The sequence below is a fragment of the Neorhizobium sp. SOG26 genome (assembly GCF_003491345.1).
Lineage (GTDB): Bacteria > Pseudomonadota > Alphaproteobacteria > Rhizobiales > Rhizobiaceae > Neorhizobium > Neorhizobium turbinariae.
In genome coordinates this window covers 2,169,055-2,195,580 of the sequence record NZ_CP025512.1, presented here as the reverse complement: position 1 = coordinate 2,195,580, position 26,526 = coordinate 2,169,055, and the positions used below count along the sequence as shown (strand labels likewise).

The following is a 26,526-nucleotide window of genomic DNA, read 5'->3' as shown; positions in this document are numbered from 1 at the left end:
ACGATCAGCTTCCAGACGACGGGCCGAAGGGCGGCACGACCGGGTTGGTGGTACCCGTGGTGCGCGGGCCCGTCGGCGGACGCGACGGCTGGCGTGGCGGGTTCGAACCGGACGGCCCGGAATTATCGCCGAACACGTCCTTGGCAATGGCGCCGATTCCGCCAAGCGAGCCGATGAGGGAGGAGGCTTCGAGCGGCATCAGCACGATCTTGGAATTGGGTGCCTTGCCGATCGCCACCAGCGCCTCGGTGTATTTCTGCGCCACGAAATAATTGATCGCCTGCACATCACCGGCGGCAATGGCTTCGGAGACCGCCTGCGTGGCTCTGGCTTCCGCTTCTGCCAGACGTTCGCGGGCTTCGGCCTCGCGGAAGGCTGCTTCCCGCTTGCCTTCGGCTTCCAGCACGGCGGCCTGCTTGGCACCTTCGGCGCGCAGAATCTGCGCGCCACGCGCACCTTCCGCCTCAAGAATCTGGGCGCGCTTCTCGCGCTCCGCCTTCATCTGCCGTCCCATGGATTGGACGAGGTCAGCCGGCGGCTGGATATCCTTGATCTCGACGCGCGTTACCTTGATGCCCCAGGGGCCGACGGCCTCGTCGACCACCCGCAACAGGCGTTCGTTGATGACTTCGCGGTTGGACAGCAGTTCATCGAGATCCATGGAGCCCATGACCGAGCGGATATTGGTCATGGTGAGGTTCTGGATGGCGTTCTGCAGGTTGGAGATCTGGTAGGCCGCCTGCGCAGCGTTCAGCACCTGGTAGAAGGCGACTGCATCGGCTGAAACGCTCGCGTTGTCGCGGGTGATGACTTCCTGGGTCGGCACGTCGAGCACCTGCTCCATTACGTTCATCCGCACCCCGACGCGCTCGATAAACGGCGTCAGCAGGTTGAGGCCGGGCTCGAGCGTGCGCGTGTACCGGCCAAAACGCTCCACCGTATAGCGATAGCCCTGCGGTACCGTCTTGATCGAGGCAAACAGGACCAGGATCACGAAGAGGACAAATACGACTACCACTATGTCGAAACCGCCCAAGCCCATGTTTTTCCTCCCGCGGTCGATCCGCCGTTTCTCGTTGCGGCGATCCTATTCAATGCGGCTTGGCTCCACAAGGACGATCGGCGTCGTTGAGGGGGGCTCGCGGCCGCACGCCTTTGCTTTTGCCTCGCCTGTGATAGCCTTGCGGTGAGATCGAGGAGGCCGGGATGCGTCATGACGTGATGATCATCGGGGCAGGACCGACAGGGCTGGTGCTTGCCCTATGGCTTAATGCCATGGGCGTCTCGGTGCGGATCGTCTCGAAGGCAGCGGGACCGGGAACGGCTTCCCGCGCGCTTGCCGTGCATGCGCGCACGCTGGAACTCTACGAGCAGATGAGGCTGACGGATGCGGTGCTGGCGGAAGGGCACCGGGTGCGGGGCGTCAATGTCTGGGTGGGCGGCGAGCGCCGGGTCCGTGTGCCGCTCGATGGCCTGGGCGAAGGCCAGACGCGCTACCCGTTTCTCTACATCTACCCGCAGGACCGGCACGAAGAGCTTCTCGTGTCGCGACTGGAGGCTGCGGGCGTCCCGATCGAATGGAACACCACCTTCAACGGTTACGAGGAACGGCCAGAAGGCGTGACGGTGCGGCTGAGGTTGCCGGATGGCAACGAGGAAGTTGCCGAGGCGCGTTATCTGGCCGGATGCGACGGGGCCAGTTCGGCTGTTCGAAAAGCACTCGGCGTCGGTTTCCCCGGCGGTACCTACCAGCAGACCTTTTATGTCGCGGATATCGAGGCGGATGGGCCGCCAATGAACGGCGAGCTCAACCTGGCACTCGACACCTCCGATTTCCTGGCGGTCTTTCCGCTCGATGAGGGGCGGCGCGCCCGGCTTGTCGGCACGGTGGAGGAAGACGAGGAGCATGTCGGGCAGATGCGTTTCGAGGACCTGAACGATGCGGCGGTCCAGCATCTGCGGATCGACGTCAAATCGGTCGCGTGGTTCTCGACCTACCGGGTGCATCATCGGGTGACGGAGCGGTTCCGCAAGGGTAGCGCCTTCCTGCTCGGTGATGCTGCGCATATCCATAGCCCGGCTGGCGGGCAAGGGATGAATACCGGAATCGGTGATGCCATCAATCTCGCCTGGAAGCTGCGCTCGGTGCTCCAAGGAGAAATGAGTGCGCAGGCCGCAGACAGGCTCGTTTCCAGCTACGAGGAGGAGCGAATGGCTTTTGCGCGGCGGCTCGTGCGCACCACCGACCAGATGTTCTCGCTCGCCACCGCCAATGGCGCGGTTCCCGCCTTCATGCGCACAAGGATCGTGCCGCTCGTGCTGCCGGTCCTCGTGCGCTTGCCTTTGCTGCGGCAGTTCATCTTCCGGACTGTATCGCAGATCGGCATCCACTACCGTGGCGACACCTTGAGCGAAGGACGGGCGGGTCGCGTCCATGGCGGCGATCGGCTGCCCTGGGTGGATACCGGCGAGGGACGCTCGAACCACGATGGACTGAACGAGATGCGCTGGCAGGTGCAGGTCTTTGGTGAGGCGGCAAGCGTGCTCGCCAACTGGTGCAAGGCCAATGGCCTGCCGCTTCGCACCTTTGCGTGGACTCCCGGAGCCGAACGTGCCGGCTTCTTGAGAGATGCCATCTACCTGGTGCGGCCTGACGGCTATCTCGGCTGCGTCGCATCGGGCGATGCGACGTCAGTTCTGCAGGATTATTTCGGGACGAAAGGGTTCAAGCTGCCTCTCGTCTGATCAGGCCCAGCCCTGAAGTTCGCGACGAACGACCTTTTCGAGCACGTTCATGCCGTCCTCGCTGTCGTTCAGGCAGGGGATATGCACGAACTTCTCGCCGCCGTGATGCTGGAAGATTTCGCCCGCTTCACCGGCAATTTCCTCGAGTGTCTCAAGACAGTCGGAAACGAAACCGGGGTTCATGACCGCAACCCGCTTGATGCCCTGTTCCGCGAGCTTTTCCATCGTCTTGTCGGTGTAAGGCTGCAGCCATTCTTCCGGTCCGAAGCGGGACTGGAAGGTCACCATGAAGTTCTTGTCGTTGAGACCGAGCGCTTCCTTCAGGAGGCGGCCGGTCTTCTGACAGTGGCAGTAATAGGGGTCGCCCGCCTTGAAGTAGGACTGCGGGATGCCGTGGAAGGAGGCCACCAGCATTTCCGGCTCCCAGTCGAGGCCCGCATAGGTCTGCCGAACGGAGTTTGCCAGCGCCTCGATATAAGCCGGGTCGTCGTGATAGGGCGGGACCGTGCGCACGGCCGGCTGCCAGCGCAGCTTCATCAAATGCTCGAAGGCCTTGTCATTGACGGTCGCCGTCGTCGAGGCGGCATATTGCGGGTAAAGCGGGAAGAGCACGATCCTTTCGCAGCCCTTCTCCTTCAGCGCGTCGATGCGTTCGGCGATCGATGGCTTGCCGTAGCGCATCGCCCAGTCGACGACGACGTTCGGCAGGTCCTTCAGCCGTTCGGCCATCAGCTCGCCTTGGCTGCGGGTATAGGTGCGCAGGTAACTTTCGTTGCGATCCTTGTTCCAGATCTCCTCGTAAGCCTTGCCGACCTTCTGCGGCCGCTTGTTGAGGACGATGCCGTAGAGGATCGGGTACCAGTAGAGCCTAGACCATTCGATGACGCGGCGGTCGGACAGGAATTCCGCCAGGTAACGGCGCATGGACCAATAGTCGGTGCCATCCGGCGTGCCGAGATTGACGAGCAGCACGCCCACTTTTCCGAAGCTCACCTTCGGGTGGTTTGCAGGGGTCAGATTGGGGTTCGGGTTCATCGTGAGGCTTTCGCAATTGCGGCCGCGTTTCGCGCCGTAAGGTTGCGCGATATGTAGAAACAAAAGCCGGTCCGGGAAAGCCCGGACCGGCTGCAGAAGCGAGACATATTGTCCTGCTGGCGTTGACGACGATTACTTCGCCGGCAGTTCGAGTTCGTCGCCGATCTCGATGTGGTTTGGCCGGCGCAGCGTGTTCGCCTTGGCGATATCCGTCCAGCGTGCGCCATCGCCATAGGTGGCTTCGGCAATCTTCCAGAGGGAGTCACCCTTGACGACCGTGTACTTGGTCGGGCCGGACGGGGCAGCTTCGGTCGACTGGCTCGGAGCGGCTGCCGCAGGAGCTTCTGCAGCGGGCGCCTGGGCTGCCGGAGCCTGGGCCTCAGGGGCAGGCGTTGCCGGTGCGGCCGGTGCCGGTGTTGCTGGTGCCGAGGGGGCTTGCGCCGTGGTTGCCGGTGCCGGGGCAGCCGGAGCTGCAGGCGTGGATGCTGCGGCGGCTTCCTTGGCCGGAGGCGTGTAGTCCGCCGGCGTCAGGTCGGTGATGCGTCCGTCCGTATAAGGCTTGTAGGGGTTGTGGGCCGTCAGGTAGTCGGCAACGGCATTTTCGAGGTTCGGGCCAAAGTCATAGGCATTCTGCGCGTTGGTCGCAAAAACCTTAAAGCCGTCACCGCCGCCGCGGACGTAGTTGTTGGTCACCACGCCATAGGTCTTGTTGGTGTCGATCGGAACGAAGTTGTCGCCGTCCTTCACCTGCACGTCGCTAACGCGGCTGCCGACCGGCTTGGAGCGGTCGAAGGAATACTTCAGTCCGGCAACCTGTGCGAAGCGGCCTGCGCCGTCGTCGATCTGGCTGACGCCGTTTTCAAGCGCTGCCACCACATCGCTGCCCTTCAGCTGGAAGGTGGCGATGGTGTTCTGGAACGGAAGCACCGTCAGCACTTCGCCCATGGTGACTTCGCCGGCGTCGATCGATGCACGAAGGCCGCCGCCATTCTGGATCGAGATGGTGATGCCCTGGTCCTTGACGCGGTCGAGCTGCGCATCGGCAAGCAGGTTGCCCATGCTGCATTCCTTGGCGCGGCAGTTCTTGCGGTCACCGTCGATCAGATCTTCAGCGGAGCCGACGACCTTCTTCTTCAGCTCCTCGATCGGCGCCTTCAACTCGTTGATGCGCGCGGTCATGGCTTCGTCAGGCTTGAAGCTCGAATCCACCAGGATCGGCTCGCCGGTGGCTTCCTTGACGACGCCGTTGTCGTCGAAGACGACCTTGAGGTCACCGAGATAGCGCGAATACTGGAAAGCTTGGACGACCGGCACTCGCGTGCCGTTGTTGTCCACCCAGGTCGGGTAGGGGCCTTCGGCGCCCTCGACCTTGTTGGAAAGAAGCGTGTGGGTGTGGCCGCCGACCACGACGTCGACATCCGGGATCTTGGCGATCGCCGAGAGGTCACGCGGGTAACCGACGTGCGTGAGCGCGATGATCTTGTTGACGCCCTGCGCCTTCACGGCCTGGACGGCTTCGGTAATCTTGGCGACATCATCGGCAATGGTGATGTTCGGACCGGGGCTTGCGACCTCCGGCGTTTCATTGGTCACGGCGCCGACGATGCCGACCTTCTCGCCGCCCACGTCGAGGATGACGAAGGGCTTGATGCGATCGCCGATCTTGGCGGCCGCCGTCGGCACGACGTTGGCGGTGACAACCGGGAACTGGATCTTGTCGAGGAAGGTCGCCAGCACGTCATCGCTGTCGTCGAATTCATGGTTGCCGACGGTCATGGCGTCGAACTTCATGGCGTTCAGCGCCTCGGCTTCGGCCGCACCCTTGTAGGTGGTGTAGAACAGCGAGCCCTGGAAGTTGTCGCCGCCGTTCAAGAGGATGACGTTCTTGTTCTGCGCCTTCAGCTCGTCGCGGGTCTGGTTGATGGCGGTCAGCAGGCGGGCAGCGCCGCCAAAGCAGGCGTTCTTGCCTTCGTCTTCGGCCGAGCAGGTGGAGTCGGTCTTGTTGATGGACTCGAGGCGCGAATGGAAATCGTTGACGTGGAGGATGTTCAGTTCGAAATCGGCAAACGCTGCGCCGCTGGAAAGGGCAAGGACCGATACGGTCAGCAGGCCAGTCCTCAATCTCTTCATCATCTGGTCTCTCTCCTGTTTTGCCGGCAGCGATGCGCGGCCGTCACCCGATCCGTCTACAGTCCCACCGTGACAGTCGTTGTGGGGCATGTTTCCACCAAGGCAGGACCGTTTCAAGGGAAATAATACAAGGCGAGAAAGGCCCCCATCTGCGGGGGCTCAAAAACAGAAAACCCCGCTTGCGCGGGGTTTCGGAATTCCAGGTTAGACCGGCAGCCGGTCAGCTGCGGCGTGCGAGCGAGAACTGGGCGCCGCTATCCTGCGTGCAGTTGAGCTGCGACGGGGTGACCAGCGAGCAGTTGACGCGCGACTGGGTCTTGCGCACCAGCGAGGTCATGTTGATCTCCACCAGCGTCGGCGAGAGGTTCACGTAGGTGCCGGAGGCAAGCAGGGTGTTGCTGTCGCTGGAACGGGTGTTGAACGTGCCGCCCTGGAAGGTCGAAACGATCCCGTTCGGATCCACCCACGTGCCTTCGACGCCCTGCGGCTGCGGTGCCGACACCATCTGGCGCGGGGGCGGGGAAGATACGCAAGCGGTCAAGCTGGCTGCCGCGATGAGCGCAAAGGTCGCTTTGAATTTCATCATCTGTCTCCGCGATTCGGTCCGGCGTCGGTGCGGAACCATGCCGTCTCCGGGCTATGTAACGCAAGATCTTGCCGCGAAAAGGCGGCAGTTGTCGAGAAGTGCAGATGACCGCCCGCGGATACGAGCGGCCATCGAAATTGGATCAGCGAACGAGAACGTTCTTGAACTGCCAGGGATCGGTCTCGTCGATGTCTTCCGGGAAGAGGCCCGGACGGCCGACGAGCGGGTTCCAATCGGTATAATGGCCTTCGACCGGTCCGAGATACGGCATCTGCACTTCGAGGCAGCGCTTGTAGTCGATCTCGTCGGCTTCAACGATGCCGGCCTTGGGGTTCTCCAGCGCATAGACCATGCCGGCGAGAACAGCCGAGGTCACCTGCAGGCCCGTTGCGTTCTGGTAAGGCGCAATACGACGGGTTTCTTCCAGCGACAGGCGCGAGCCGAACCAGTAGGCGTTCTTTTCGTGGCCGTAGAGCAGCACGCCGAGTTCGTCGACACCGTCCACCAGTTCATGTTCGTCGAGAACGTGCTGGACCGGCTGGGCATTGCCGCCATTGCCGAACATTTCGTGCAGCGACAGCACAGCGTCGTTCGCCGGATGGTAGGCGTAGTGGCAGGTCGGGCGGTAAGCGACTTCGCCGTCATTGCCGCGAACCGTGTAATAGTCGGCGATCGAGATGGACTCGTTGTGGGTGACGAGGAAGCCGTATTGCGGCCCAGGCGTCGGGCACCAGGTACGAACGCGGGTGTTTGCGCCCGGCTGCTCCAGGTAGATCGCCGCCTGGCAGCCCTTTTCGTGCTGCTTGGCGTTGTCCGGCATCCACTTTTCGTGCGTGCCCCAGCCGAGTTCGGACGGCTGCAGGCCTTCGGAAATGAAGCCTTCGACAGACCAGGTGTTCCAGAAGACGTTGAGCGGCTTCGGGTTCTTGGTGCGCTGGGTGTCGCGTTCAGCGATGTGTACGCCCTTGACGCCGAGCGTCTTCATCAGGCTGGCCCAGCCTTCGCGATCGTGCTGGTCCGGCTCTTCAAAGGTAAGGCCGGTATCCTTGGCAAGGTTGATCAGCGCCTGCTTGACGAACCAGGAGACCATGCCCGGGTTTGCGCCGCAGGTGGAAATAGCGGTCGTGCCGCCCGGGTTGTTGCGCTTTTCGGCGCGCAGGGTTTCGCGCAGCGCATAATTTGTGCGCTCGGAGTTCTTCATGTTCTTGTCGAAGTAGAAGCCGAGCCAGGGCTCGACCACGGTGTCGATGTAAAGGACATCAAGCTCGCGGCAGAAGCGCATCAGGTCCACCGAGCCGGTATCGACGGATACGTTGACGCAGAAGCCCTGTCCGCCCTTGCCGTCGTCGAGCAGGGGCTTGAGCAGTTCCTTGTAGTTGTCCTTCGTCACATATTCCTTGATGTGGCGGACACCATGCTTCTTCAGGATCTCCATGTCGGACGCGTCTTCGCGCGGGTCGATGACCACCATCCGGCTCTTGTCGAACTTGAAATGGCGTTCGATCAACGGCAGCGTGCCGCGTCCAATCGAACCGAAACCGATCATCACAACCGGTCCGGTTATCTCGCCATAAACCGGATAGTTCGCGTCTGACATATCTTTCTCCTTTGGATCGGCGGCCCTGCCGGTCCGCTGCCCCGTTTGTTAGGCAGTAAAAACGAATGAGGGTGCTTAAAACCAAGCAATTCGCGAGGCTCTAGATCACAAAACCTCGACATAATAAAGAGCCTGGCGATATAGCCGCGCCGTTATCAGCCTTGATTTCCGGGCTATATTGTCGCGCTCGTTCAAGCCGGCAGCAGTTCGGCTCGGATCAGGCCACGCAGCGAATTGCCGACATAGATCGTGCGGCCGGCAAGGTCGGCCGGCTTCAGGAGCGCCGATTTCGCGCGCCCGTTGCGGATCATGTCGCCGCGCAGGATCCCGGCAAGAAGGCCGGAGGAAATGGCGGGCGTCGCAAGTCTGCCATCCATGTCCTCGACGAAGATGTTGGTGATCGTGCCTTCGCAGAGTTCGTCGCGCTCGTTGAGCAGCAGCACCTCGTCAGCCTCGTCGGCCGCAAACTCGGCACGTGCCGTCTCGTAGAGGTCGCGCCGGGTCGTCTTGTGCCGGTACATTGGATCGGAGGAATCCATGCGCGCCCTGGCGACCGCGATCCGCCAGACGGTGTCTTCGGCAAGCGGCACGAAGGGCGTCGTGGTGATCGTCAGCTTGCCGCGAAAGCTCATTTCCAGGCGCACGCGCAACGCAGCCTCGGCGCCGGTGGTCGCCTCCTCGAGTTGCTTCACCAGATCGGCCGGCGCCGCCAGGAAGCCCAGTGCATCCGCCGACCGTTTCAGGCGACGCAGATGTTGGTCGAGACGCGCAAAGCCGGTTTCCGGCTCCCAGCGCATGGTCTCGATCAGCGACAGATGGGACTGCTGCCCGCCGCGAACCTTGCCTTTAGAAGACATTCTTCATACTCCGCCTCGGCGGTGGAATCGAACACGATACCGCCACCGACATTGAAAACCGCCGTGCCGCCGCTGAAAAGGCTGAGCGTGCGAATGGCCACTGAAAACTTCATCGGTCCTGCCGGATCACACCAGCCGATCGCGCCGCAATAGGCGTCACGCGGCGTCTGTTCGAGCTCGGCCAGGATGCGCATGGCCCACATCTTCGGTGCCCCGGTAATGGAGCCACATGGAAAAAGTGCGGCAAGGATCTCAGGCAGGCCAACTTGGGGCAGGAGCCTCGCACGCACGTGGCTCACCATCTGGTGCAGCGTCGGGTAGGTCTCGATCTCGAACAGCTTCGGCACCGACAATGACCCCACCTCGGCAATGACCGAAATGTCGTTGCGCAGAAGGTCGACGATCATCCGGTTCTCGGCAAGGGTTTTCTTGTCCGCCAGCATCGCTGCGACGATCACCCGGTCTTCTTCCTCGCTTGCGCCGCGTGGCGCCGTGCCCTTCATCGGATGCGTCTCGATCATCCGGTCGGCATCGACGGAGAAGAAGAGCTCCGGGGAGCGCGACAGAATGACAGGTCCGCCAAGGTCGATGAGGGCGCCGTAGCTCACCGGCTGGCGCTCGATGAGCGACCAAAACAGGTCCTTCGGGTCCCCCGTCCACTTCGCCGTGACAGGCATGGTGAGGTTTGCCTGGTAGCAGTCGCCTCGGCGGATGTGCGTGTGCAGGCGCTCGAAGCGTTCGCGGTAGGTCTCCAGGCTCCAAGTCGCACGAAAATCCGACAGCGCTGCATCGCCTCGATCCGGTCCCGGTGTGGCGAGCGGATGTTCGTTGCCCGCCGGCTTGTCGAATATGCCCATGGCCAGCAGCGGGGTCGGGCGGTCATCTTCGATCAGCGGCGCCAGCTTTTCCTCGAAGATGTGCCCGGCTTCATAGGAGAAGTAACCAGCAAGCCAGAAGCCGGCGCGACGGGCGGCTTCAAGTTTTCCAAGCGCCGGGAGAATCTCGCTTGCGGTGCGCGCCAGCACGATTTCGCGCGGCCGGTCAAAGACCAGGCTCGTGGCGCTGCGGTCGTTGCGGAAGAGCGCGAAGGGAAGATGATCTGTCATGCGATGCGCTTCCAGCTGCCGTCACCGTGGCCCTCCCGTCATCATGAGAGAGGGCCAAGGTGCCTAGACCAACTGTATCGCTTTAGGAAGCAGTATGCCGAGCAAATTCAGGGGAGAACGTGTCTCTCCTTGTCAGCTGCGGTCGAGCGCTTCCAGTTCGTCGATCAGTCCCTCGATCATCGACAGGCCCTTCGACCAGAAGGACGGGTCGGTGGCGTCGAGGCCGAACGGCTTGAGGAGTTCCGAGTGATGCTTTGTGCCGCCCGCCCGCAGGAGCTCGAAATATTTCTGCTGGAAGCCGGGAGCGGCGTTCTCGTAGACCGCGTAAAGCGAGTTCACCAGGCAGTCGCCGAAGGCATAGGCATAGACATAGAAGGGCGAGTGGATGAAGTGGGGGATATAGGTCCACCACGTTTCGTAGCCTTCGGAGATCTTGATCGCCGGGCCAAGGCTTTCGCCCTGTACCGAGAGCCACAGTTCGCCGATCTGTTCGGAGGTTAGTTCGCCATCCTTTCGGGCCGTGTGGAGCTTGCGCTCGAACTGGTAGAAGGCGATCTGGCGCACGACCGTGTTGATCATGTCCTCGACCTTCTGGGCGAGCATGGCCTTTCGCTCACGCTTGTCCTTGGTCTTGTCCAGCAGCGCGCGGAAGGTCAGCATTTCGCCGAACACCGAGGCGGTTTCAGCGAGCGTCAGCGGCGTCTGGCACATCAGTGCGCCCTGTTCGCCCGCCAGCACCTGGTGCACGCCATGACCGAGTTCGTGCGCGAGCGTCATCACGTCGCGCGGCTTGCCCATGTAGTTGACGAGCACGTAAGGGTGCGCGGACGGCACGGTCGGATGCGCAAAGGCGCCCGGCGCCTTGCCCGGGCGCGCCGGCGCGTCGATCCATTCTTCGTCGAAGAAGCGTCCGGCGATATCGGCCATTTCCGGCGCAAAGCCGCGATAGGCATCCAGCACCATGCTCTTTGCTTCCGGCCAGGGGATCAGCGCGTTCGGCGTTTCGGGCAGCGGCGCGTTGCGGTCCCAGTAGTTCAACTGCTCCATTCCGAGCCACTTCGCCTTCATCGCGTAATAGCGATGGGACAGACGCGGATAGGCCTGCTGCACGGCTTCCGCCAGCGCGTCCACGACTTCGCGTTCAACGCGGTTTGCAAGGTGGCGGGAGTCGGCGATGTCTTCAAAACCACGCCAGCGGTCGGAGATTTCCTTGTCCTTGGCGAGCGTGTTGGTGATCAGCGTGAAGACGCGCAGGTTCTCGCCGAAGGTCTTGGAAAGCGCTGCGGCCGCCTTGGCGCGCACCTCCGGATCACGTTCCTGCAGCATGTTGAGCGTCACCTCGAGCGGCAGCTTTTCGCCATCCACCTCAAAGCGCAGTTCCGCCATCGTCTCGTCGAACAGACGGTTGAAGGCGGCAGCCGAGGTCATCGACTTGTCGAGGAAGAGTTGCTCGAGCTTGTCGTCCAGCTGGAAGGGCTTGTCCTTGCGAAGATCAATGATCCACGGGCGGTAATGGCCGGCAGCCGGGTCCCGATCCATGCAGGCATCCATGACGGCATCATCGACGCGGTTGAGCTCCAGCGCGAAGAACAGCAGGTGGGACGACATGTCGGTGAGCCTCGCCTGCACGTCGCCATAGAACTTGCCGTTTGCCGGGTTGGACGTATCGGAGAAATAGGTGAGGCCGGCAAAGGAGCCGAGCTTGCCCAGAAGATCGTCCAGTGCCTCGTATTCCTTCAGCGCCTCGCCGATGCCGCCGGCGCCCGTCTTGGTTGCCGCCTCAGCAAGCTTGCCCTTCCACTTCTCCTCGAAGGCCAGGCTGAGCTTTTCGGCCTTTTCCATGTCGGCGGTGAACGCCGGGTCATCCTTGGCGGGATAAAGGTCCGACAGCTTCCATACCGGCAGCGTGCCGAGCGCGGGATCGGCCGCCGCACCGGAGGCGGCTGTGGCCAGAACTGGGTGGAGCGCAGGGCGGGAGGGATTCATCGCGGCTTCCTTGTTATCATGAGGATCTGACAGGGAATCTGTTTTCCTTGGCAGCTGTTAAAATGCAAGCTTTTCTCAAAAGGGGATGTTCAAGCCTTTCTGAGACAACCGGCTTCAGAAAAGAGAGCCCATACCGGGGCACGATGACCGTAGCCGGGAGCCGAGCATGATTGCGCAAATCCTCGTTGTCGATGACGATCCGATCCAGCGTCGCCTGTTGAAGAACGCTGTTGAACGGTACGGTCACGTTGCCCATGTCGCCGAAAACGGGCTGGCAGCGCTCGAGTTCCTGAAGCGGAGCGCGGTCAACGTCAATGTCATCGTGCTCGACCTGATGATGCCGCAGATGGATGGCCTGACCTTCCTTGCCACCATTCGCGAGCAGGGTGTCGAGACGCCGGTGATCGTCCAGACTGGACAGGGCAGCATCGAATATGTGGTGCAGGCCATGCGCGCCGGGGCTTTCGACTTCGTCGTGAAGCCGGTGTCGCCGGAGCGGATCGCCAATTCCATCGCCAATGCGCTGAAGCTCGACCAGCGGGAATCGAAGTCCAAGGGCCGTCGCAACCGCTCCGGTTCCGTCGGGTTCGGCGACATCATCTCGGCAAGCCCGGACATGCTGCGGGTCGTCGACCTTGCCCAGCGTGCAGCCCATTCCAACATCCCGGTCGTGCTTGAAGGCGAGTCGGGCGTCGGCAAGGAAATGATCGCGCGGGCCATCCAGTCCAACAGCGATCGTGCCGGCAAGCCCTTCATCACCGTCAACTGCGGCGCCATTCCCCATAATCTTGTGGAAAGCATCCTGTTCGGCCACGAAAAGGGTGCCTTCACCGGTGCCTCCGAAAAACACACCGGCAAGTTCGTGGAAGCCGATGGCGGGACGCTGTTCCTCGACGAGATCGGCGACCTGCCGCTCGACGTACAGGTGAAGCTCTTGCGCGCCGTGCAGCAGGGCGAGATCGAGACCGTTGGCGCCTCCAAGGTGCAGAAGGTCGACGTCCGCCTGATCTCGGCCACCAACAAGGACCTTATCGAAGAAGTCCGCGCCGGTCGCTTCCGTGAAGACCTGTATTACCGGCTGAACGTGTTCCCGATCACCATTCCGGCGCTGCGTCGCCGCAAGGAAGACATCCCGCATCTGGTACGGGTGTTTGCCGAGCGCTTCTCCGCCGAACAGCGGCTGCCGCAGACTGTCAACATCAGCGCCGGCGCCATGGCTCTGCTCACCGCCTATGATTGGCCAGGCAATATCCGCCAGCTGGAAAACGCGATTTTCCGGGCAGTCGTGTTGGCTGAGGACGACGAGCTGACCGAGGCCGACTTCCCGCAGATTGCCGCCCAGGTGCCGCAGTTCCATTCGCGCGAACTGATCGCCGTTGCCGCACCTTCGGCTGCCGCGGCGACCGAAAATGCCGTTCGCGAGGCGCTCGCCGAAACTCCGGTGTTCTCCAACAACGACCGGTCCCATTCTTCGAAGCCGGATGCGAAGGCGATGCTCGCCGCCGCCTATCCGACCCCCGAGAACGTCATCGTCAGCACCGACGAGGCGGGCGATGTCCGCAAGCTCGCCGATGTCGAAGAAGAACTGATCCGCTTCGCACTGAAATTCTATCGCGGCCAGATGAGCCAGGTTGCCCGCAAGCTCGGCATCGGACGCTCCACGCTTTACCGCAAGCTCAAGGATTATGGCATTGATCCCGATGACCCGCTGAAGGAAGCAGCTTGAGCGATAGTAACGGCGGAATCAGCTGTTTAAAGAGCGTGAGGCGAATCTGCATTCTACTGTATCGCCCGGCAATAAAGGCAGGGAATGCAGTGTGTTAAGCACCGTTAACTTTCAGGCAAGGATGTCCTGTCACCTTCTGTCAACCTTCCCTTAGTCATTTGTTGACTATATGGGAGAAGCTTGTACATGTGTGGCACATTTGCCATCGTGTGACCGCATTTGGCAGTCATTTGAGGCAACGTGGGACGTTGTCGACAGGACGGGGATCGTTTTGCCGGATTATCATGCAGAACAAACGCCTTCGGGTGAGACAGGGCGCGGCAGGCTTTCAGGGCTGATCGCCAAGCTCACCAAACGCGTTGTGGCAGCAGGCGTCGTCGCTTCTGCCTTGTTGCCGGTGCTGTTTTTCTCCGCGAATGCCGCTTCCGCACAGGACAAGAGCCTCAAGCTCTATTTCGTCCATACGGGCGAAAAGGCGACCATCACCTTCAAGCGCAACGGCAAGTTCGACAGCCGGGGCCTGGCGCAGATCAACCAGTTCCTGCGCGACTGGCGCCGCAACGAGCCTGCCAAGATGGATCCGCGGCTGTTCGATCTCGTCTGGGAGGTTTATCGCCGCTCGGGCGCGACCGATTACATCCACGTGGTTTCGGCCTATCGTTCTCCGGCAACCAACAACATGCTGCGGACCCGTTCGCGCAATACCGGCGTTGCCAAGAACAGCCAGCACATGCTCGGCAAGGCCATGGACTTCTATATTCCGGGCGTAAAGCTCTCGACGCTGCGCGCGCTTGCAATGCAGATGCAGGTTGGCGGCGTCGGTTATTATCCGAAATCCGGTTCGCCCTTCGTGCATCTTGATGTTGGCGGCGTGCGCGCCTGGCCGCGGATGACGCGCCAGGAACTGGTGCAGATCTTCCCGAACGGCAACACGATCCACCTGCCGGCCGACGGCAAGCCGCTGCCGGGCTACGACAAGGCGCTCGCCGACTACAAGCGCCGCGTTGGCTCCGACTCGATCCAGATCGCCAGCACGGCGGGCGGTGTTCGTGGCGATTCCACGCCGCGTCGCCAGCCGAACCTGCTTGCCTTCCTGTTTGGCGGCGGCGGTGCCGACGAGGAGGAAGACAACGAAGAAAGCAATGCACCGGCCACGGCACGGCGTCCGGCACCGGCGGCCAAGCCCGCACCGGAGCCCGTCGAAGCGCCGACGCTTGTTGCATCTGCCGCGCCTGCTCCCAAGCAGGTGGAGGAGGCGATCACTGCGCCGGTTCCGCTGTCGCGTCCCGCCTTCCGTTCGGATGCCGCACCGGGCAGCCTTGCAACCGCACTTTATTCTCCGGCCCGAAATGCCGCTCAGGAAGCGCTCGCCATGCAGGCATCAGCTCCGGTGCCGCAGCAGCAGCCTGACTCCGGCTTTGTCGACCTTGCCGCCTACAAGATCCCGGTTCCGACCCTGCTTGGCCCACGCGGCCTGAAGGGTGACGCGGAAGAGGTGACGACGGCCTCACTGGCCCAGATGCCGCTGCCGGAAGAACTGGCGGCCGTTCCAACGCCGCTCCAGCGGCCCGCCACCGCGGCTGAAGGTTCGAGCGTGATGGCGGCCAAGACGCCGGATGCCGACAACGAACAGGAACTGACGGCCGAACTGGTTGCAGCGCTCGCAAAGAGCGTGGAAAGCGGCCAGGTTGCGACTGCGACCCCGCTTCCGGCTGCCGCGGCGCCGGTGCCACAGCCGACGCCGGCACAGCGCCCGGTCCAGACGGCTGCCGTTTCGCCGAAGGTGATCCAGTCCTCGTCCAACCGGTCGATGCAGTTCGGCGACGCATTTGATGCGCCACGGCCAACCGTTTCCGCTTCGGTCGGCGCCATGCCGAGCGTCAGCAAGGGCGGCCGCCCGGCGCGCGCATCGGGTGACGCGGCCAAGAACAACGGCCTGACCGGTGACATGCTGGCCAAGTGGGCGCTCAACAACAACCGCGCCGAGGCGACCGCTTCGATGAAGGCGCCGCGCGTCGTGACGCGCACGCTCAACAGCGAATATGCCGCGGGCTACACGAGCGGCGGCTTCAAGCCGGTCGCCAAGGCAGCCGCGATCGACCCGGCACGGTTCAGCGGGCCGAGCAACTAAGCGATCGCAAGCTTCGCCGTCGACGGGTGTCGGCGGCGGCAATACTCACTCAGTGATGACCATACCAGGTATAGGTGCCGTCCTCCTTGAAGGGCGGGCCCATGTTCGGCTGCTCGAAACCCCGTTCGGCCATGGCTTCCGACTGCACGAAGAGCCTGCGCAGCCGGTCGATATCCTTCGCCATCCGCTCCAGCGCCGCATCGAAGCGGCTGAAGGCCCGTGCAGAGGACTGTGACGTCTTGGAGTTGACGCCGTAGGCGGGCTCGATCGACACGCGCGCCCCAACGTCCGGCTGGAACTGCGCCAGCGTCAGGCCGGCAGAGGCAAGGCGCCGGCGGACCGGCTTGCGCGGCTCGGTAGCGATCACCAGCCGGATCGAGTTCTCCAGGGAGACCTTGCTGCATGGCAGCTCGCTCACGTCGATGACATCGTTTCCGAGACGTTCACTGCGCAGGAAGGCAAGATAGGCTTCGACACGTTCATGGGCGGCGGCAAGCACTTCACTGTCGGAAAGCTTGTCCGGATCACGGGTATGAAACTCGTAAGATGTGGCCATGTCGACTCCTTCGACATAGCAACGCGCATGCAACGGAAAGGTTTCGCGGCCTAAAGACCGAGGCGGACATGAAAAAGCCCGCCAGTGGCGGGCTCTGGTCAGGATCGGATCCCGGTTTTAGGCCGCGTCCTGCTCCGGCGGGCCTTCGATCATGCCAAGCGCTGCGAGGTAGGTATCGAGGATCAGGTCCTCTTCCATGCGCTCCTGGTCGTCCTTCTTGCGAAGGGCAATGACCTTCTTCAGGATCTTTGTGTCGAAGCCCATCGACTTGGCTTCGCCATAGACGTCCTTGATGTCGTCGGCGATGGTCTTCTTTTCTTCTTCCAAACGCTCGATGCGCTCAACGAATGCGCGGAGTTGGTCGCGGGCGACGCCATGAGCATCAGACATCGGTGTCTCCTGATATTGGGAATTTTATCTGCGTGGTGGTCAACTGCCGAAAAGCGGCGCCGAGGTCAAGCCAAATCGATCACCCGCGTCATTTCAGCCATGCGCGGGTTTGTTGACGTCGAATGCGGCTTTTTGAGCGCTATCCGCTTCTTTCTGATGAAGGTTTTTCCAGTCTTCGTAGGGCATGCCGTAGACGATTTCGCGGGAGGCATCCTTCGATAAATCGACGCCTGCCTCGGTTGCCGCGTCCCTGTACCAGTTCGACAGGCAGTTGCGGCAGAAGCCGGCGAGGTTCATCAGGTCGATATTCTGGACGTCGGTGCGCTCGCGCAGGTGCTGCACCAGGCGGCGAAAAGCAGCGGCCTCGAATTCGGTCTGCTGTTGTCTGCTGAGTTCGGTCATGAAGCGCCTCCTGTGCCAGTCACGCGGGGTAGGGCCCGGTGCGCGACGGAAAGATCTTGTATTCGTGCAAGATGGGGTTTGCGTTGAGCGCATTGAAGATGGGGGCAAGCCTTTCTGCCCAGGCGGCGATGCCATCCTCGTCGGCGATCAGGTCCTGGCGCACTTCCAGAAGCGCATGCGGCCGCCCGGTCATCATGCAATGGCGGTACATGGTGTCGCCCTTTAGCGCGCCGTCGTAAGGCTCGTTGTCGCCGATCACGAGATCGCCCGGCGCCCGCAGCGCTTCCAGCAGCGGAAGCACGGCGCGGTCGTCAGTATCCCACAGGACCGCGGCATGCCACGGCCGTGCGAAGTTCTTCCAGAACGGCGTGAAGGAATGGAGCGAGAGCACCAGCGGCGCGCGCTGCGGCGTCTGCGCCCTGGCGATCGTTTCCTCAACGGCGCGGTGGTAGGGGCGGTGGTAGGTGTCGAGCCGCCGGTCCCATTCTTCCTGGGTGATCGGGTGGTTGCCAGGGATGATCGCGCCATCGGAAATCTTCATGATGAGCGTCGGATCGTCCTCGCCGCGGTTTGGGTCGATCAGCAGGCGGGAGAAACATCCGAGCACGGCGGGAATGCCGAGGCGGGACGCGAGCACCCGCGTCAGCCCCTCAATGCCGATGTCGTAGGCGATGTGCCGCCCGAAGGCAGCTTCCGGCAAGCCAAGGCTGCCATAAGCGGGCGGCAGCCGGTTCATGGCGTGATCGGCCAGAAGCACCATGCCTCGGTCATAATCGCCGTCTATGATCTCGAAAGGTGCAAAGTCTTGCATGATGCGGGGTGGCGTCTTGAGGTCTGGGAAAGCAACGTTAGTTGCACGAGCAGGCGGGCGACGCAAGCGGCGGTGGCCGTTGAAGGGCAATCGCAGGGGATCGGGCTAATCGATTAGACTTGCGTTGACTTTCAGGTGTCGCCTTGCGAGAAAGTGCTTCACCAATAACCATGGAGTCCTGACGGAAACCGTGTCGAAAAAATCCCCAAGATCCGCAGTTCGCTCCCTTCTTTCCGTTCCCGTTCTCGGCGCGATTGTTGCCACCGGTGGCCCGCTTTTCGTCGCCACTGCCGCGCATGCCGATTTCCGCGTGTGCAACGGAACGCAGAACCTCGTCGGCGTCGCCATCGGTTACCGCGCCGCGGAGGGCTGGACCACGGAGGGGTGGTGGCAGGTGCCTGCCTCCACCTGCGCGACGCTCATCGAAGGCGAGTTGAAGTCGCGATATTATTATCTATACGCCGAAGACGCGGCTCGTGGTGGCCGCTGGACCGGCAATATCAACATGTGCGTCGCGGAGAACGAGTTCAAGATCGTCGGCGTCAACGATTGTTTCGCCCGTGGCTACCAGCGCATGGGCTTCAAGGAATATGATACAGGACGTCAGGGAAGCTGGATGGTTCAGCTTTCCGATACGCCCGGCACGCAAGAAGGCCAGAATTGATGAGGCGCTACCGCAAAGTAAAGATCCTAGCGACGCTGGGACCTGCATCCTCCGAAGAGGATATGATCCAGAAGCTGCATGAGGCGGGAGCAGACCTTTTTCGCATCAACATGAGCCATTCCAGCCATGACATGATGCGCACCCTGATCAGCCGGATCCGTTCGGTCGAAGCACGTTGCGGCCGCCCGATTGGCATTCTCTGCGACCTGCAGGGCCCCAAGCTGCGCGTTGGCAAGTTTGCCGCCGGCAAGGTGACGCTCACGGCCGGCCAGACGTTTACGCTCGACAACCGCGACGAACCGGGCGACGAAACGCGCGTCTTCCTGCCGCATCCCGAAATCCTGGAAGCCGTGAAGCCCGGCGACCGCCTGCTGATCGATGATGGCAAGTTGGCGCTGAAGGCCGAACAGGCGGACGGCACGAAGATCGTCTGCACCGTGGTTGCCGGCACCAGCATTTCCGATCGCAAGGGCGTCAGCCTGCCCGATACGCTGCTTGGCGTCGGCGCGCTGACCGAGAAGGACCGCTCCGACCTCGATGCCGCGCTCGCCACCAATGAGGTGGACTGGGTGGCGCTGTCCTTCGTGCAGCGTCCGGATGACCTTGCGGAAGTGCGCAAGATCGCCCGCGGTCGCGTCGGCGTCATGTCGAAGATCGAAAAGCCGCAGGCGCTCGAGCGGATCGACGAGATTATCGAGCTTTCCGATGCCGTGATGGTTGCCCGCGGCGATCTTGGCGTCGAAATGCCGATCGAGGCGGTTCCGGGCATCCAGAAGCAGCTGACGCGCGCATGTCGCCGGGCCGGCAAGCCGGTTGTCGTTGCCACGCAGATGCTGGAATCGATGATTTCCTCGCCGGTGCCGACGCGCGCAGAAGTATCGGATGTGTCGATCGCCGTGTTTGAAGGCGCCGATGCCGTGATGCTATCGGCTGAATCGGCTTCCGGCCAGTATCCGGTCGAAGCGGTTGCAATGATGGCGTCGATCGCGCGGCAGGTGGAGCACGACCCGCTTTACCCGAGCATCATCTATGCCCAGCGCGCGACCCCGGAAGCGACCGGCGCCGATGCCATTTCACTCGCTGCCCGCCAGATCGCCGAAACGCTGCGGCTTGCCGCCATCGTCACCTATACGTCCTCCGGCACGACGGGGCTTCGTGCCTCGCGCGAGCGGCCGAATGTGCCGATTATCGCGCTCTCGCCGATCGTGCAGACGGCGCGTCGCTTGTCGCTCTGCTGGGGCATGCACTGCGTCGTGACGCAGGATGCAACCGACCTCGACGACATGGTGAACCGCGCCTGCCGCATCGCCGTCTCCGAAGGTTTTGGCAATCCCGGCGACCGGCTGATCATCTCCGCCGGCGTTCCGCTCGGCACGCCGGGCGCGACGAACATGCTGCGCATCGCCTATATCGGCTCGGACGGCCAGACGGGCATCTGACGCCACGCAAATTGAGCTGCTAAAGCCGTCGGAGCGATCCGGCGGCTTTTTCATTTGTGGCGCAGACCGGTCAGGTCTTTTCGATGGCAAGGTCGAGGGCGGGTGCCGGCTCCTGTGCATGCCGTGCTATGCGTGCTTCGGCCAGCGCTGCAGCGGACTGGAGATCCCGCGGCAAGCCGGACAGCTTTTCAATCGCCGCCACCGCGACATCGGTCGCCACGTAATCCGGCTTGTGGCCAAGGTTGCGGATCCAGATAAGTTCGGAGCCCGCGATATCGTTCGCCAGCCCGACGGAATGGATTTCCTCGGCGACGATAGCATCCTGATCGCCGGTGATGATCACCGTCGGCGCCTTGATCTGCCGGTAGCGTGGCGCCACGCGCGTCACGTAACCGTTGAGGTTGGCGACATCGATCGCGTTGTAGCGGAAGGTTGCCGGCCGCAGCACGAGCGCCGGCGCGCCATCGTCCTTATAGGAAGCGGGGCACGGGTTAGGCGAAAAGACCGAGCGGGTGGCGCCATCCATCATCAGTAGCCCGGCAGGCAGCGCCAGCAGGTGGCGGAACAGGCGGCCAAGCACCGGGCGCGCCGTCAGCTTGTAGTACCAGTCGATGCTGCCCGGCCAGGGATGTGTCGCCGGCGCAAGAAAGAGAAGGCCTGCCGTCTTCTCCGGGTGGTACAGGGCAAAGCTTGCGGCGATGGCGCCGCCAAAGGAGTGGCCGACGATGATCGCCTTGTCGATGCCGCGCTTATCCATCAGCCGCGCGATTGCGTCGGCCTGGCCATCCGGAAAATCGTTCTCCGGCCCGCCGCGCTCCGAATAGCCGTGGCCCGGACGATCGACGAACAGCATCTCCGCGCGCCCCTCCAGCATGGGACGGAACGTCGCCTGCTGGTCGCGCAGGTTGCCGCTGGCGCCATGGATGAATACGATCGGCGGCAGGTCGGCATTGGGTGATGGCGGAACATGCACGGCATTCATCCGGAAGCCGCCTACATCGGTCAGTTCGCCGATATTGGGGTGGGCCTTCTCGATCGCACGCGCCTTCCAGGTGGTGAAGCCGAAAGCCGCAGCAAGGATGCCGAGCAGGATCAGGGGAATGAGGATCATCGCGTCAGCGAGTCGCGCGTCTCAGGTGCGGTTGCCGGCGATCTTTTCAGACAGCTTGGTCACCGCCTCCTGTGCGTCTCGGTCGGCCGGATAGATCGCGAGGTAGTCCTCCCAGGCCTTCAGCGCCAACTCGTCCTTGCCGGACTGCATCAGGATGCCCGCCATGCCCGCAATCGCCCCGAAATGCCGGGGTTCACGCTTCAAGACCTCAGCGATGTCGGCCATGGATTTGCGCGTATTTCCCATCGTGTAATGCAGCGTCGCGCGGCGATTCCATCCTTCCGGATAGGCAGGGTCGAGCACCGTCACCTGATCCAGGAAGTCGAGTGCCGCGGCATTGCGCTTCTCCTTGATGGCGGTGGCAGCCCACTGCATCAGGAGGTTCACGGTGGCGCTGCCCGAGTCGTTGAGATCGGTCATGATCTGCGTGGCGATGCCGCGCGCCTTGTCCGGGTTGCGCTCGCGCTTCAGTGCCTCGAACAGGGGATCGATCGGCTTGGCGGCTTTTGCCGCGGGTGCGGTTTCGGCCGGCGTCGATTGCGGCGCCGCATTCTTCGGCGGATCCGGCAGGGTCGTTTCCGGCACGACCGACTGAGCCATCACCGGTTGGGCTAACGCGGGAAGGGCTGCCAAGATTGCAGGCAGAATCAGGATCGTCGAACGAAAATAGCGCATGCGGACAAGGTAATCCGCATGCGCTGGAGGTCAAACCCGAATTGTCGCACTACCGACAATTTGATCAGCGGCCACTAAAAGCTGCGGCCAGCCGACATATCAGCCCTGGCGAGCCTTGAAGCGCGGGTTCTGCTTGTTGATGATGTAAACGCGACCCTTGCGGCGAACCAGACGGTTATCGCGGTGACGAGCCTTGAGCGCCTTAAGCGAGTTCTTGATCTTCATTGTACTGGTCCAGCAGTCTGTGGGCGTTGAAGCCGCTTGTCTCTATCAATCAAAAGCGCGCCGCCAATTTTTAGACAAGAGGGGCGCGCTCCGGTTGGGCGTGCAGATAACCCGAGCCACCCTGCGTGTCAACCTTGTGACGGCTTTTTCAACTCCGTTACGTGGCCCATTTTGCGGCCGGGGCGGGATTCCGTCTTGCCATAGAGGTGGACGAGCACGTCCTTCCTGGCGAGCCAGGCCGGCACGTCGTTGATGTCGTCGCCGATCAGGTTGGTCATGACACAGTCGGAATTTCGGGCCGGATCGCCGAGCGAAAGGCCGGAAACGGCGCGGATATGCTGCTCGAACTGGGACACCACGCAGGCCGCTTCCGTCCAGTGGCCGGAATTGTGGACGCGCGGGGCAATTTCGTTGGCGATCAGCGTGCCGTCGCTCATCAGGAAGAATTCGATGCCGATCACGCCGACATAACCGAGCGCATCGAGAAGCTTCTTGGCCGAGTCGCGCGCCGTGGCCGCAGCTGATTCCGAAATGCGCGCCGGTAGGGTCGAGGTGTGGAGGATGCCGTTGCGGTGCACGTTCTCTGCCGGATCGTAGCATGAAACATCGCCGTCGCGGCTGCGGGCGGCGATAATCGACACCTCGCGTTCGAAGGGAACGAAGCTTTCGAGAATCAGCGGCACCGAGCCCAAGGCCCCGAATGCGCCGGCCGGGCTGTCATCCGTGGAGCGGAATACGCGCTGGCCCTTGCCGTCGTAACCCATGCGGCAGGTCTTCAGCACACCCTTGCCGCCGAATTCGGCAAGCGCCGCCTCGAGGTCCTCCTGGCTGTCGACGGCGCGGAAATCTGCCGTGCGGATGCCGCAGGCGTTCAGGAAGCGTTTTTCGGTAAGGCGATCCTGGGAAACTTCCAGCGCCTTGGCCGGAGGATAAACGGGAACGGCGTGCTGCAGCGCTTCTGCCGCCGCGACCGGCACGTTCTCAAATTCATAGGTGACGACGTCGCAGCGCTCGGCAAGTTCGGCAAGTGCTGCCGGATCATCGTAGGCCGCCGCGATCTGGGCATTGGCGACCTGGGCGGCGGGGCAATCGGCCTGCGGCTCCAGGATGATGGTGCGGAAGTTCAGCCGGGCGGCGGCGATCGCCAGCATGCGACCAAGCTGGCCGCCGCCGATGATCCCGATGGTGGAAATGGTCATAGAGCCTCGTCGATCGGATAATCTGCGACGGCGGCGGTCTGCTGGGCACGCCATTCATCGAGCCGCTCGGCGATGCCGTCGTCATTGAGCGCGAGCACGGAGGCTGCCAGCAGGGCGGCGTTGATGGCGCCGGCGCGGCCGATCGCCAATGTCCCGACCGGAATGCCGGCCGGCATCTGGACGATCGAAAGCAGGCTGTCCTGGCCCGAAAGCGCCTTGGACTGCACCGGCACGCCAAAGACCGGAAGCGGCGTCATCGCCGCCGTCATACCCGGCAGGTGGGCGGCACCGCCGGCACCGGCGATGATGACCTGGAAACCTTCGTCGCGGGCACCCTTGGCAAAGCTCATCATCCGTTCGGGCGTGCGATGCGCCGAGATGATGCGGGCCTCGTAACCGATATCGAGCGCCTCCAGCGTGTCGGCAGCATTCTTCATGGTTTCCCAGTCGGACTGGCTGCCCATGATGATAGCAACGGCAGGTCTTTCAGCCATGTCGAGCCTCTTAGGCGATGATGTCGGGAATGATCTGGTCTTCAAGCTGGCTCATCTTGTCCTTGATGGCCAGTTTCTTCTTTTTCATCCGCTGAATGCGAAGCGCCTCGGAGCCGACCTGGATCATGGCGTTGATGGCGGCGTCATAATCCTCGTGCTCCTGGCGAAGCTTTGCGAGTGTCAGCCGGATATCCGCCTGTTCCTGGTCAGCCATGGTTCAATCCCCATTCTCATACCAGCCATTTCCGATCTGCCGGTCAATTGCGCAAGCCTCTACCATCAAACCGCGTTAACTGGAAGTTAGCCGGCGCCATGAATTTGCCCGCATCAAGCCACGATTTCTCCTTCGACAAACGTGCCCGATCATGTCACACTGCTAATGTAAACCTGAAGCCTCGGCAGAAAGGATTGTCGGGGCAGGTGGACCAAGGAGGAACATGCCACATGACCGTCCAGGCTCATATCGCATCGCTTGAAAAGAAGCATGGTGCTCTCGAGGAGGAGCTCCAAAGCATTCTTGCTTCGCCCTCCGCGGACGATCGGGAAATCGCCGATCTCAAGCGCCGCAAGCTGCGCCTCAAGGATGAGCTGCAGCGTCTCAAAGCCTCTACGCGTCACTAACTCTCTCAAGGAGAAACGAGCCGCTAGCCCATGTTCCAACCGCGAACGGGCCCGACAGCGGCAAAAACAATCCAAGCCTTAAGAACTAAAGATTCTGGTCGTGGTTGACGGACTCCAACAGAGTGACTTGCACACCGAAGGTCACGACCAGAATTGATCAAGCCACAGGTTCATGCGGTCGAAGCCCTTGGTATTGACCGAATAAATGCGCTTCGTGCCGTGGTTCTTCACCGTCACGAGATTGCTGTCCAGCAAGGCTTTCAGATGCTGTGACACCGCCGGCCGACTGATCGGCAGGCCCTGCGCCAGTTCATTCACCGTCTTTGGCGCGCGGCGCAATTCTTCCAGCAGATATCGCCGGTTCGGATCAGCTATGGCTGCAAAGGGATCCAAAGAGCTCATGGCGGCAGCCTAAGCCAAACGCACCTATGCGACAAGACGCATTGTGCGTCGCAGCAAGTGCGCCGACGCCAGCTGTGCTTGGCGTGTCAGCCGAACAACCCATCCCACAACAGCTTGAGGCCAGCGAAGAAGGCGAGGCCATAGGTCATCGGGTAGAAGACTTCGGCCTTCAGGTGCTTGACGACAGCGGCCCCCAGCATGGTCGCGACAAGCGCCACCGGCAGCAGGGTCATCGAGATGAACATGTTCTCCCGGTCCAGCGCCCCGAGGAAGAAGTAAGGGATCACCTTCACCGCATTGACAATGGCGAAGAAGCGGATGCTGGCGCCTGTATAGGCCTTCGGGTCAAGCTGCATCGGCAGCACGTAGATCTGGAACGGCGGGCCGCCGGCATGTGCAACGAAGCTCGCGTAACCCGAGAGCGAACCCCAGAAGGTTGCCGCGACCGGACGATGCGGCAGGGGCTCCCGCGGCACCCGTGAATGGGGTCCATAGACCTGCCAGAAGTAACGCACGGTAAAGAGGATGGTGGCGGTGGCGATCACCAGCCGCAGCGCGTTGTCGGACACATAGGCCGAGGTCGCCCAGCCGAGCGCAATGCCGATGACGCCGCCCGGCAGGATCATCAACAGCGTCTTGCGGTCGTTATAGTGCCGCCATGACCACAGAGCGACGATATCCATGACGATGAGGATCGGCAGGAAGATCGCCGCCGCCCGCACGGGATCGACCGCCAGCGACATCAACGGCACGCCGAGCAGGCCGATCGCGCCGCCGATGCCGCCCTTCGAGAGGCCGACAAGCAGCACGGCCGGAACGGCAAAGGTGAAAAAGGCAAGTGTCAGGGAATCGGTCATCAGGGGTGCAGTGCAGACCTAAGCGGCGGCGGGGCGGTTGATCCTTCAATCGGTCCGGTTTATCGAACTTGTGAACAGAACACGAGCGCGGATTTGTCTCCTTATCCGCTGAACGGACATGAGATGAGTAAAATGGAAGAGCGCTGCCGACTGGTCCTGATCGTACCGGAGGCCGAGGATCTTGCCGAACAGGCGAAAAACCTCGAAGCCGCGCTGGCAGCCGGCGATGTCGCCTCGGTCATCGTTCCGCAATATGGTTCGGACGACCAGGTGTTCCAGAAACGCGCCGAGACACTGATCCCGATCATCCAGGATGCAGGTGCTGCGGCCCTGGTCGCCGGCGATACCCGAATTGCCGGTCGCACCAAGGCTGACGGGCTGCACATCGCCGGCAATGTCGAGGAACTGGGCGAGGCGATCGAAAAACATGCGCCGAAGATGATCGTCGGCGCCGGTGGTGCCTCCGACCGGCACCAGGCGCTGGAGGTCGGCGAGCTGCGGCCGGACTATATCTTCTTTGGCAAGCTTGACGGCGACATCAAGCCGGAAGCCCATCCGAAGAACCTGGCGCTCGGCGAATGGTGGGCCTCGATGATCGAGATTCCCTGCATCGTCATGGGCGGCACGGATCTCTCTTCCGCACTGGCTGTCGCCGAAGCCGGCGCCGAGTTCGTGGCGCTTCGCAGCGCTGTTTTCTCCCATCCCGAAGGAAGCGCTGCCGCTGTCGCTGCCGTCAACGCCTTGCTGGACGAAAAAGCGCCACGGTTTGAGGCTTGATGGC

At 62.3% G+C, this 26,526-nt stretch carries 27 protein-coding genes; 7 read left to right on the top strand and 20 right to left on the bottom strand.

Annotated features, from left to right (window positions below):
- Nucleotides 1–4: 4 nt before the first annotated feature.
- Nucleotides 5–1,042, bottom strand: coding sequence for an SPFH domain-containing protein (locus tag CYG48_RS10980; RefSeq protein WP_118850416.1), 1,038 nt, complete (start codon nt 1,040–1,042; stop codon nt 5–7).
- Between the two features lie 164 nt (nt 1,043–1,206).
- Between CYG48_RS10980 and CYG48_RS10975 the strand changes: the two genes are divergently transcribed.
- A complete protein-coding gene (locus CYG48_RS10975; protein WP_118850415.1) occupies nt 1,207–2,745 on the top strand; it encodes an FAD-dependent monooxygenase in 1,539 nt (512 codons plus the stop codon).
- Here the strand turns inward: CYG48_RS10975 and hemH are convergent, their stop codons facing one another.
- The 7 genes from hemH to CYG48_RS10940 form a co-directional block, all read right to left on the bottom strand.
- Entirely contained in the window at nt 2,746–3,780 is a 1,035-nt protein-coding gene (gene hemH, locus CYG48_RS10970) for a ferrochelatase (protein WP_118850414.1), read from the bottom strand.
- 132 nt (nt 3,781–3,912) lie between these two features.
- Entirely contained in the window at nt 3,913–5,913 is a 2,001-nt protein-coding gene (locus CYG48_RS10965; protein ID WP_118850413.1) for a 5'-nucleotidase C-terminal domain-containing protein, read from the bottom strand.
- A gap of 217 nt (nt 5,914–6,130) precedes the next feature.
- The gene (gene omp10, locus CYG48_RS10960) at nt 6,131–6,493 is read right to left on the bottom strand and encodes an outer membrane lipoprotein Omp10 (RefSeq protein WP_118851611.1); all 363 of its coding nucleotides are present in this window, start codon (nt 6,491–6,493) and stop codon (nt 6,131–6,133) included.
- Between the two features lie 145 nt (nt 6,494–6,638).
- Nucleotides 6,639–8,093, bottom strand: a complete 1,455-nt coding sequence (locus CYG48_RS10955; RefSeq protein ID WP_118850412.1) for a homospermidine synthase — start codon at nt 8,091–8,093, stop codon at nt 6,639–6,641.
- A 191-nt stretch (nt 8,094–8,284) separates the two neighbouring features.
- Nucleotides 8,285–8,950, bottom strand: a complete 666-nt coding sequence (locus CYG48_RS10950; protein WP_118850411.1) for an aminotransferase class IV family protein — start codon at nt 8,948–8,950, stop codon at nt 8,285–8,287.
- A complete protein-coding gene (locus CYG48_RS10945) occupies nt 8,899–10,056 on the bottom strand; it encodes an aminodeoxychorismate synthase component I (RefSeq protein ID WP_118850410.1) in 1,158 nt (385 codons plus the stop codon). Before CYG48_RS10945 ends, CYG48_RS10950 begins: the two co-directional genes overlap by 52 nt.
- Before the next feature lie 132 nt (nt 10,057–10,188).
- The gene (locus tag CYG48_RS10940; protein ID WP_118850409.1) at nt 10,189–12,042 is read right to left on the bottom strand and encodes a M3 family oligoendopeptidase; all 1,854 of its coding nucleotides are present in this window, start codon (nt 12,040–12,042) and stop codon (nt 10,189–10,191) included.
- Nucleotides 12,043–12,208: 166 nt separating this feature from the next.
- Here CYG48_RS10940 and CYG48_RS10935 point away from each other — a divergent pair, with 166 nt between their 5' ends.
- Both CYG48_RS10935 and CYG48_RS10930 read left to right on the top strand, forming a co-directional pair.
- Nucleotides 12,209–13,768, top strand: coding sequence for a sigma-54-dependent transcriptional regulator (locus tag CYG48_RS10935; protein ID WP_118850408.1), 1,560 nt, complete (start codon nt 12,209–12,211; stop codon nt 13,766–13,768).
- Between the two features lie 271 nt (nt 13,769–14,039).
- Nucleotides 14,040–15,899, top strand: a complete 1,860-nt coding sequence (locus tag CYG48_RS10930; protein ID WP_245450330.1) for a DUF882 domain-containing protein — start codon at nt 14,040–14,042, stop codon at nt 15,897–15,899.
- A gap of 49 nt (nt 15,900–15,948) precedes the next feature.
- Here the strand turns inward: CYG48_RS10930 and CYG48_RS10925 are convergent, their stop codons facing one another.
- The 4 genes from CYG48_RS10925 to CYG48_RS10910 all read right to left on the bottom strand — a co-directional run bounded on the left by CYG48_RS10925 (nt 15,949) and on the right by CYG48_RS10910 (nt 18,058).
- Nucleotides 15,949–16,455 carry a hypothetical protein gene (locus CYG48_RS10925; protein ID WP_118850406.1) on the bottom strand — a complete coding sequence of 169 codons (507 nt, stop codon included), beginning with the start codon at nt 16,453–16,455 and terminating at the stop codon, nt 15,949–15,951.
- Nucleotides 16,456–16,572: 117 nt separating this feature from the next.
- On the bottom strand, nt 16,573–16,845 hold the full coding sequence (locus CYG48_RS10920) for a DUF2312 domain-containing protein (RefSeq protein ID WP_118850405.1): 273 nt from the start codon (nt 16,843–16,845) through the stop codon (nt 16,573–16,575).
- 93 nt (nt 16,846–16,938) lie between these two features.
- Nucleotides 16,939–17,247 carry a DUF1244 domain-containing protein gene (locus CYG48_RS10915; protein ID WP_118850404.1) on the bottom strand — a complete coding sequence of 103 codons (309 nt, stop codon included), beginning with the start codon at nt 17,245–17,247 and terminating at the stop codon, nt 16,939–16,941.
- A 19-nt stretch (nt 17,248–17,266) separates the two neighbouring features.
- Nucleotides 17,267–18,058, bottom strand: coding sequence for an N-formylglutamate amidohydrolase (locus tag CYG48_RS10910; RefSeq protein ID WP_118850403.1), 792 nt, complete (start codon nt 18,056–18,058; stop codon nt 17,267–17,269).
- 253 nt (nt 18,059–18,311) lie between these two features.
- Between CYG48_RS10910 and CYG48_RS10905 the strand changes: the two genes are divergently transcribed.
- Both CYG48_RS10905 and pyk read left to right on the top strand, forming a co-directional pair.
- Complete coding sequence (locus CYG48_RS10905) at nt 18,312–18,722, top strand: DUF1036 domain-containing protein (protein ID WP_245450474.1); 411 nt, start codon at nt 18,312–18,314, stop codon at nt 18,720–18,722.
- Entirely contained in the window at nt 18,722–20,161 is a 1,440-nt protein-coding gene (gene pyk, locus CYG48_RS10900; protein ID WP_118850401.1) for a pyruvate kinase, read from the top strand. Before CYG48_RS10905 ends, pyk begins: the two co-directional genes overlap by 1 nt.
- A 70-nt stretch (nt 20,162–20,231) precedes the next feature.
- Here the strand turns inward: pyk and CYG48_RS10895 are convergent, their stop codons facing one another.
- The 6 genes from CYG48_RS10895 to CYG48_RS10870 all read right to left on the bottom strand — a co-directional run bounded on the left by CYG48_RS10895 (nt 20,232) and on the right by CYG48_RS10870 (nt 24,079).
- On the bottom strand, nt 20,232–21,272 hold the full coding sequence (locus CYG48_RS10895; protein WP_118850400.1) for an alpha/beta fold hydrolase: 1,041 nt from the start codon (nt 21,270–21,272) through the stop codon (nt 20,232–20,234).
- Nucleotides 21,273–21,293: 21 nt separating this feature from the next.
- The gene (locus tag CYG48_RS10890; RefSeq protein WP_118850399.1) at nt 21,294–21,947 is read right to left on the bottom strand and encodes a hypothetical protein; all 654 of its coding nucleotides are present in this window, start codon (nt 21,945–21,947) and stop codon (nt 21,294–21,296) included.
- A gap of 99 nt (nt 21,948–22,046) precedes the next feature.
- The gene (gene ykgO / locus CYG48_RS10885) at nt 22,047–22,172 is read right to left on the bottom strand and encodes a type B 50S ribosomal protein L36 (protein ID WP_003497670.1); all 126 of its coding nucleotides are present in this window, start codon (nt 22,170–22,172) and stop codon (nt 22,047–22,049) included.
- Between the two features lie 128 nt (nt 22,173–22,300).
- Nucleotides 22,301–23,371: a 5-(carboxyamino)imidazole ribonucleotide synthase gene (locus CYG48_RS10880; RefSeq protein ID WP_118850398.1), complete on the bottom strand. Its 1,071-nt coding sequence runs from the start codon at nt 23,369–23,371 to the stop codon at nt 22,301–22,303.
- Entirely contained in the window at nt 23,368–23,865 is a 498-nt protein-coding gene (purE, locus tag CYG48_RS10875; protein ID WP_118850397.1) for a 5-(carboxyamino)imidazole ribonucleotide mutase, read from the bottom strand. Before purE ends, CYG48_RS10880 begins: the two co-directional genes overlap by 4 nt.
- 10 nt (nt 23,866–23,875) lie before the next feature.
- Nucleotides 23,876–24,079, bottom strand: a complete 204-nt coding sequence (locus CYG48_RS10870; RefSeq protein ID WP_118850396.1) for a YdcH family protein — start codon at nt 24,077–24,079, stop codon at nt 23,876–23,878.
- Nucleotides 24,080–24,309: 230 nt separating this feature from the next.
- On the opposite strand from CYG48_RS10870, the gene CYG48_RS10865 reads away from it, so the two are divergent.
- Complete coding sequence (locus CYG48_RS10865) at nt 24,310–24,486, top strand: YdcH family protein (protein WP_118850395.1); 177 nt, start codon at nt 24,310–24,312, stop codon at nt 24,484–24,486.
- 141 nt (nt 24,487–24,627) lie between these two features.
- On the opposite strand, the gene CYG48_RS10860 is transcribed toward CYG48_RS10865, so the two are convergent.
- Nucleotides 24,628–24,888, bottom strand: coding sequence for an ArsR/SmtB family transcription factor (locus CYG48_RS10860; protein ID WP_118850394.1), 261 nt, complete (start codon nt 24,886–24,888; stop codon nt 24,628–24,630).
- An 86-nt stretch (nt 24,889–24,974) separates the two neighbouring features.
- Nucleotides 24,975–25,745 (bottom strand): sulfite exporter TauE/SafE family protein, encoded by a 771-nt coding sequence (locus CYG48_RS10855; RefSeq protein ID WP_118850393.1) that lies wholly within the window; start codon nt 25,743–25,745, stop codon nt 24,975–24,977.
- Between the two features lie 123 nt (nt 25,746–25,868).
- Between CYG48_RS10855 and CYG48_RS10850 the strand changes: the two genes are divergently transcribed.
- Nucleotides 25,869–26,522 (top strand): thiamine phosphate synthase, encoded by a 654-nt coding sequence (locus CYG48_RS10850; RefSeq protein ID WP_118850392.1) that lies wholly within the window; start codon nt 25,869–25,871, stop codon nt 26,520–26,522.
- The last annotated feature ends 4 nt before the right edge of the window (nt 26,523–26,526 follow it).

Coding starts and splice junctions, on each gene's coding strand:
- CYG48_RS10980 (WP_118850416.1), bottom strand. CDS start 1,042: ATGGGCTTGGGCGGTTTCGACATAGTGGTAGTCGTATTTGTCCTCTTC.
- omp10 (WP_118851611.1), bottom strand. CDS start 6,493: ATGAAATTCAAAGCGACCTTTGCGCTCATCGCGGCAGCCAGCTTGACC.
- CYG48_RS10940 (WP_118850409.1), bottom strand. CDS start 12,042: ATGAATCCCTCCCGCCCTGCGCTCCACCCAGTTCTGGCCACAGCCGCC.
- CYG48_RS10910 (WP_118850403.1), bottom strand. CDS start 18,058: ATGCAAGACTTTGCACCTTTCGAGATCATAGACGGCGATTATGACCGA.
- CYG48_RS10915 (WP_118850404.1), bottom strand. CDS start 17,247: ATGACCGAACTCAGCAGACAACAGCAGACCGAATTCGAGGCCGCTGCT.
- CYG48_RS10920 (WP_118850405.1), bottom strand. CDS start 16,845: ATGTCTGATGCTCATGGCGTCGCCCGCGACCAACTCCGCGCATTCGTT.
- CYG48_RS10850 (WP_118850392.1), top strand. CDS start 25,869: ATGAGTAAAATGGAAGAGCGCTGCCGACTGGTCCTGATCGTACCGGAG.
- ykgO (WP_003497670.1), bottom strand. CDS start 22,172: ATGAAGATCAAGAACTCGCTTAAGGCGCTCAAGGCTCGTCACCGCGAT.
- pyk (WP_118850401.1), top strand. CDS start 18,722: ATGAGGCGCTACCGCAAAGTAAAGATCCTAGCGACGCTGGGACCTGCA.
- CYG48_RS10975 (WP_118850415.1), top strand. CDS start 1,207: ATGCGTCATGACGTGATGATCATCGGGGCAGGACCGACAGGGCTGGTG.
- CYG48_RS10890 (WP_118850399.1), bottom strand. CDS start 21,947: ATGCGCTATTTTCGTTCGACGATCCTGATTCTGCCTGCAATCTTGGCA.
- CYG48_RS10955 (WP_118850412.1), bottom strand. CDS start 8,093: ATGTCAGACGCGAACTATCCGGTTTATGGCGAGATAACCGGACCGGTT.
- hemH (WP_118850414.1), bottom strand. CDS start 3,780: ATGAACCCGAACCCCAATCTGACCCCTGCAAACCACCCGAAGGTGAGC.
- CYG48_RS10925 (WP_118850406.1), bottom strand. CDS start 16,455: ATGGCCACATCTTACGAGTTTCATACCCGTGATCCGGACAAGCTTTCC.
- CYG48_RS10860 (WP_118850394.1), bottom strand. CDS start 24,888: ATGAGCTCTTTGGATCCCTTTGCAGCCATAGCTGATCCGAACCGGCGA.
- CYG48_RS10950 (WP_118850411.1), bottom strand. CDS start 8,950: ATGTCTTCTAAAGGCAAGGTTCGCGGCGGGCAGCAGTCCCATCTGTCG.
- CYG48_RS10945 (WP_118850410.1), bottom strand. CDS start 10,056: ATGACAGATCATCTTCCCTTCGCGCTCTTCCGCAACGACCGCAGCGCC.
- purE (WP_118850397.1), bottom strand. CDS start 23,865: ATGGCTGAAAGACCTGCCGTTGCTATCATCATGGGCAGCCAGTCCGAC.
- CYG48_RS10870 (WP_118850396.1), bottom strand. CDS start 24,079: ATGGCTGACCAGGAACAGGCGGATATCCGGCTGACACTCGCAAAGCTT.
- CYG48_RS10895 (WP_118850400.1), bottom strand. CDS start 21,272: ATGATCCTCATTCCCCTGATCCTGCTCGGCATCCTTGCTGCGGCTTTC.
- CYG48_RS10935 (WP_118850408.1), top strand. CDS start 12,209: ATGATTGCGCAAATCCTCGTTGTCGATGACGATCCGATCCAGCGTCGC.
- CYG48_RS10965 (WP_118850413.1), bottom strand. CDS start 5,913: ATGATGAAGAGATTGAGGACTGGCCTGCTGACCGTATCGGTCCTTGCC.
- CYG48_RS10855 (WP_118850393.1), bottom strand. CDS start 25,745: ATGACCGATTCCCTGACACTTGCCTTTTTCACCTTTGCCGTTCCGGCC.
- CYG48_RS10865 (WP_118850395.1), top strand. CDS start 24,310: ATGACCGTCCAGGCTCATATCGCATCGCTTGAAAAGAAGCATGGTGCT.
- CYG48_RS10880 (WP_118850398.1), bottom strand. CDS start 23,371: ATGACCATTTCCACCATCGGGATCATCGGCGGCGGCCAGCTTGGTCGC.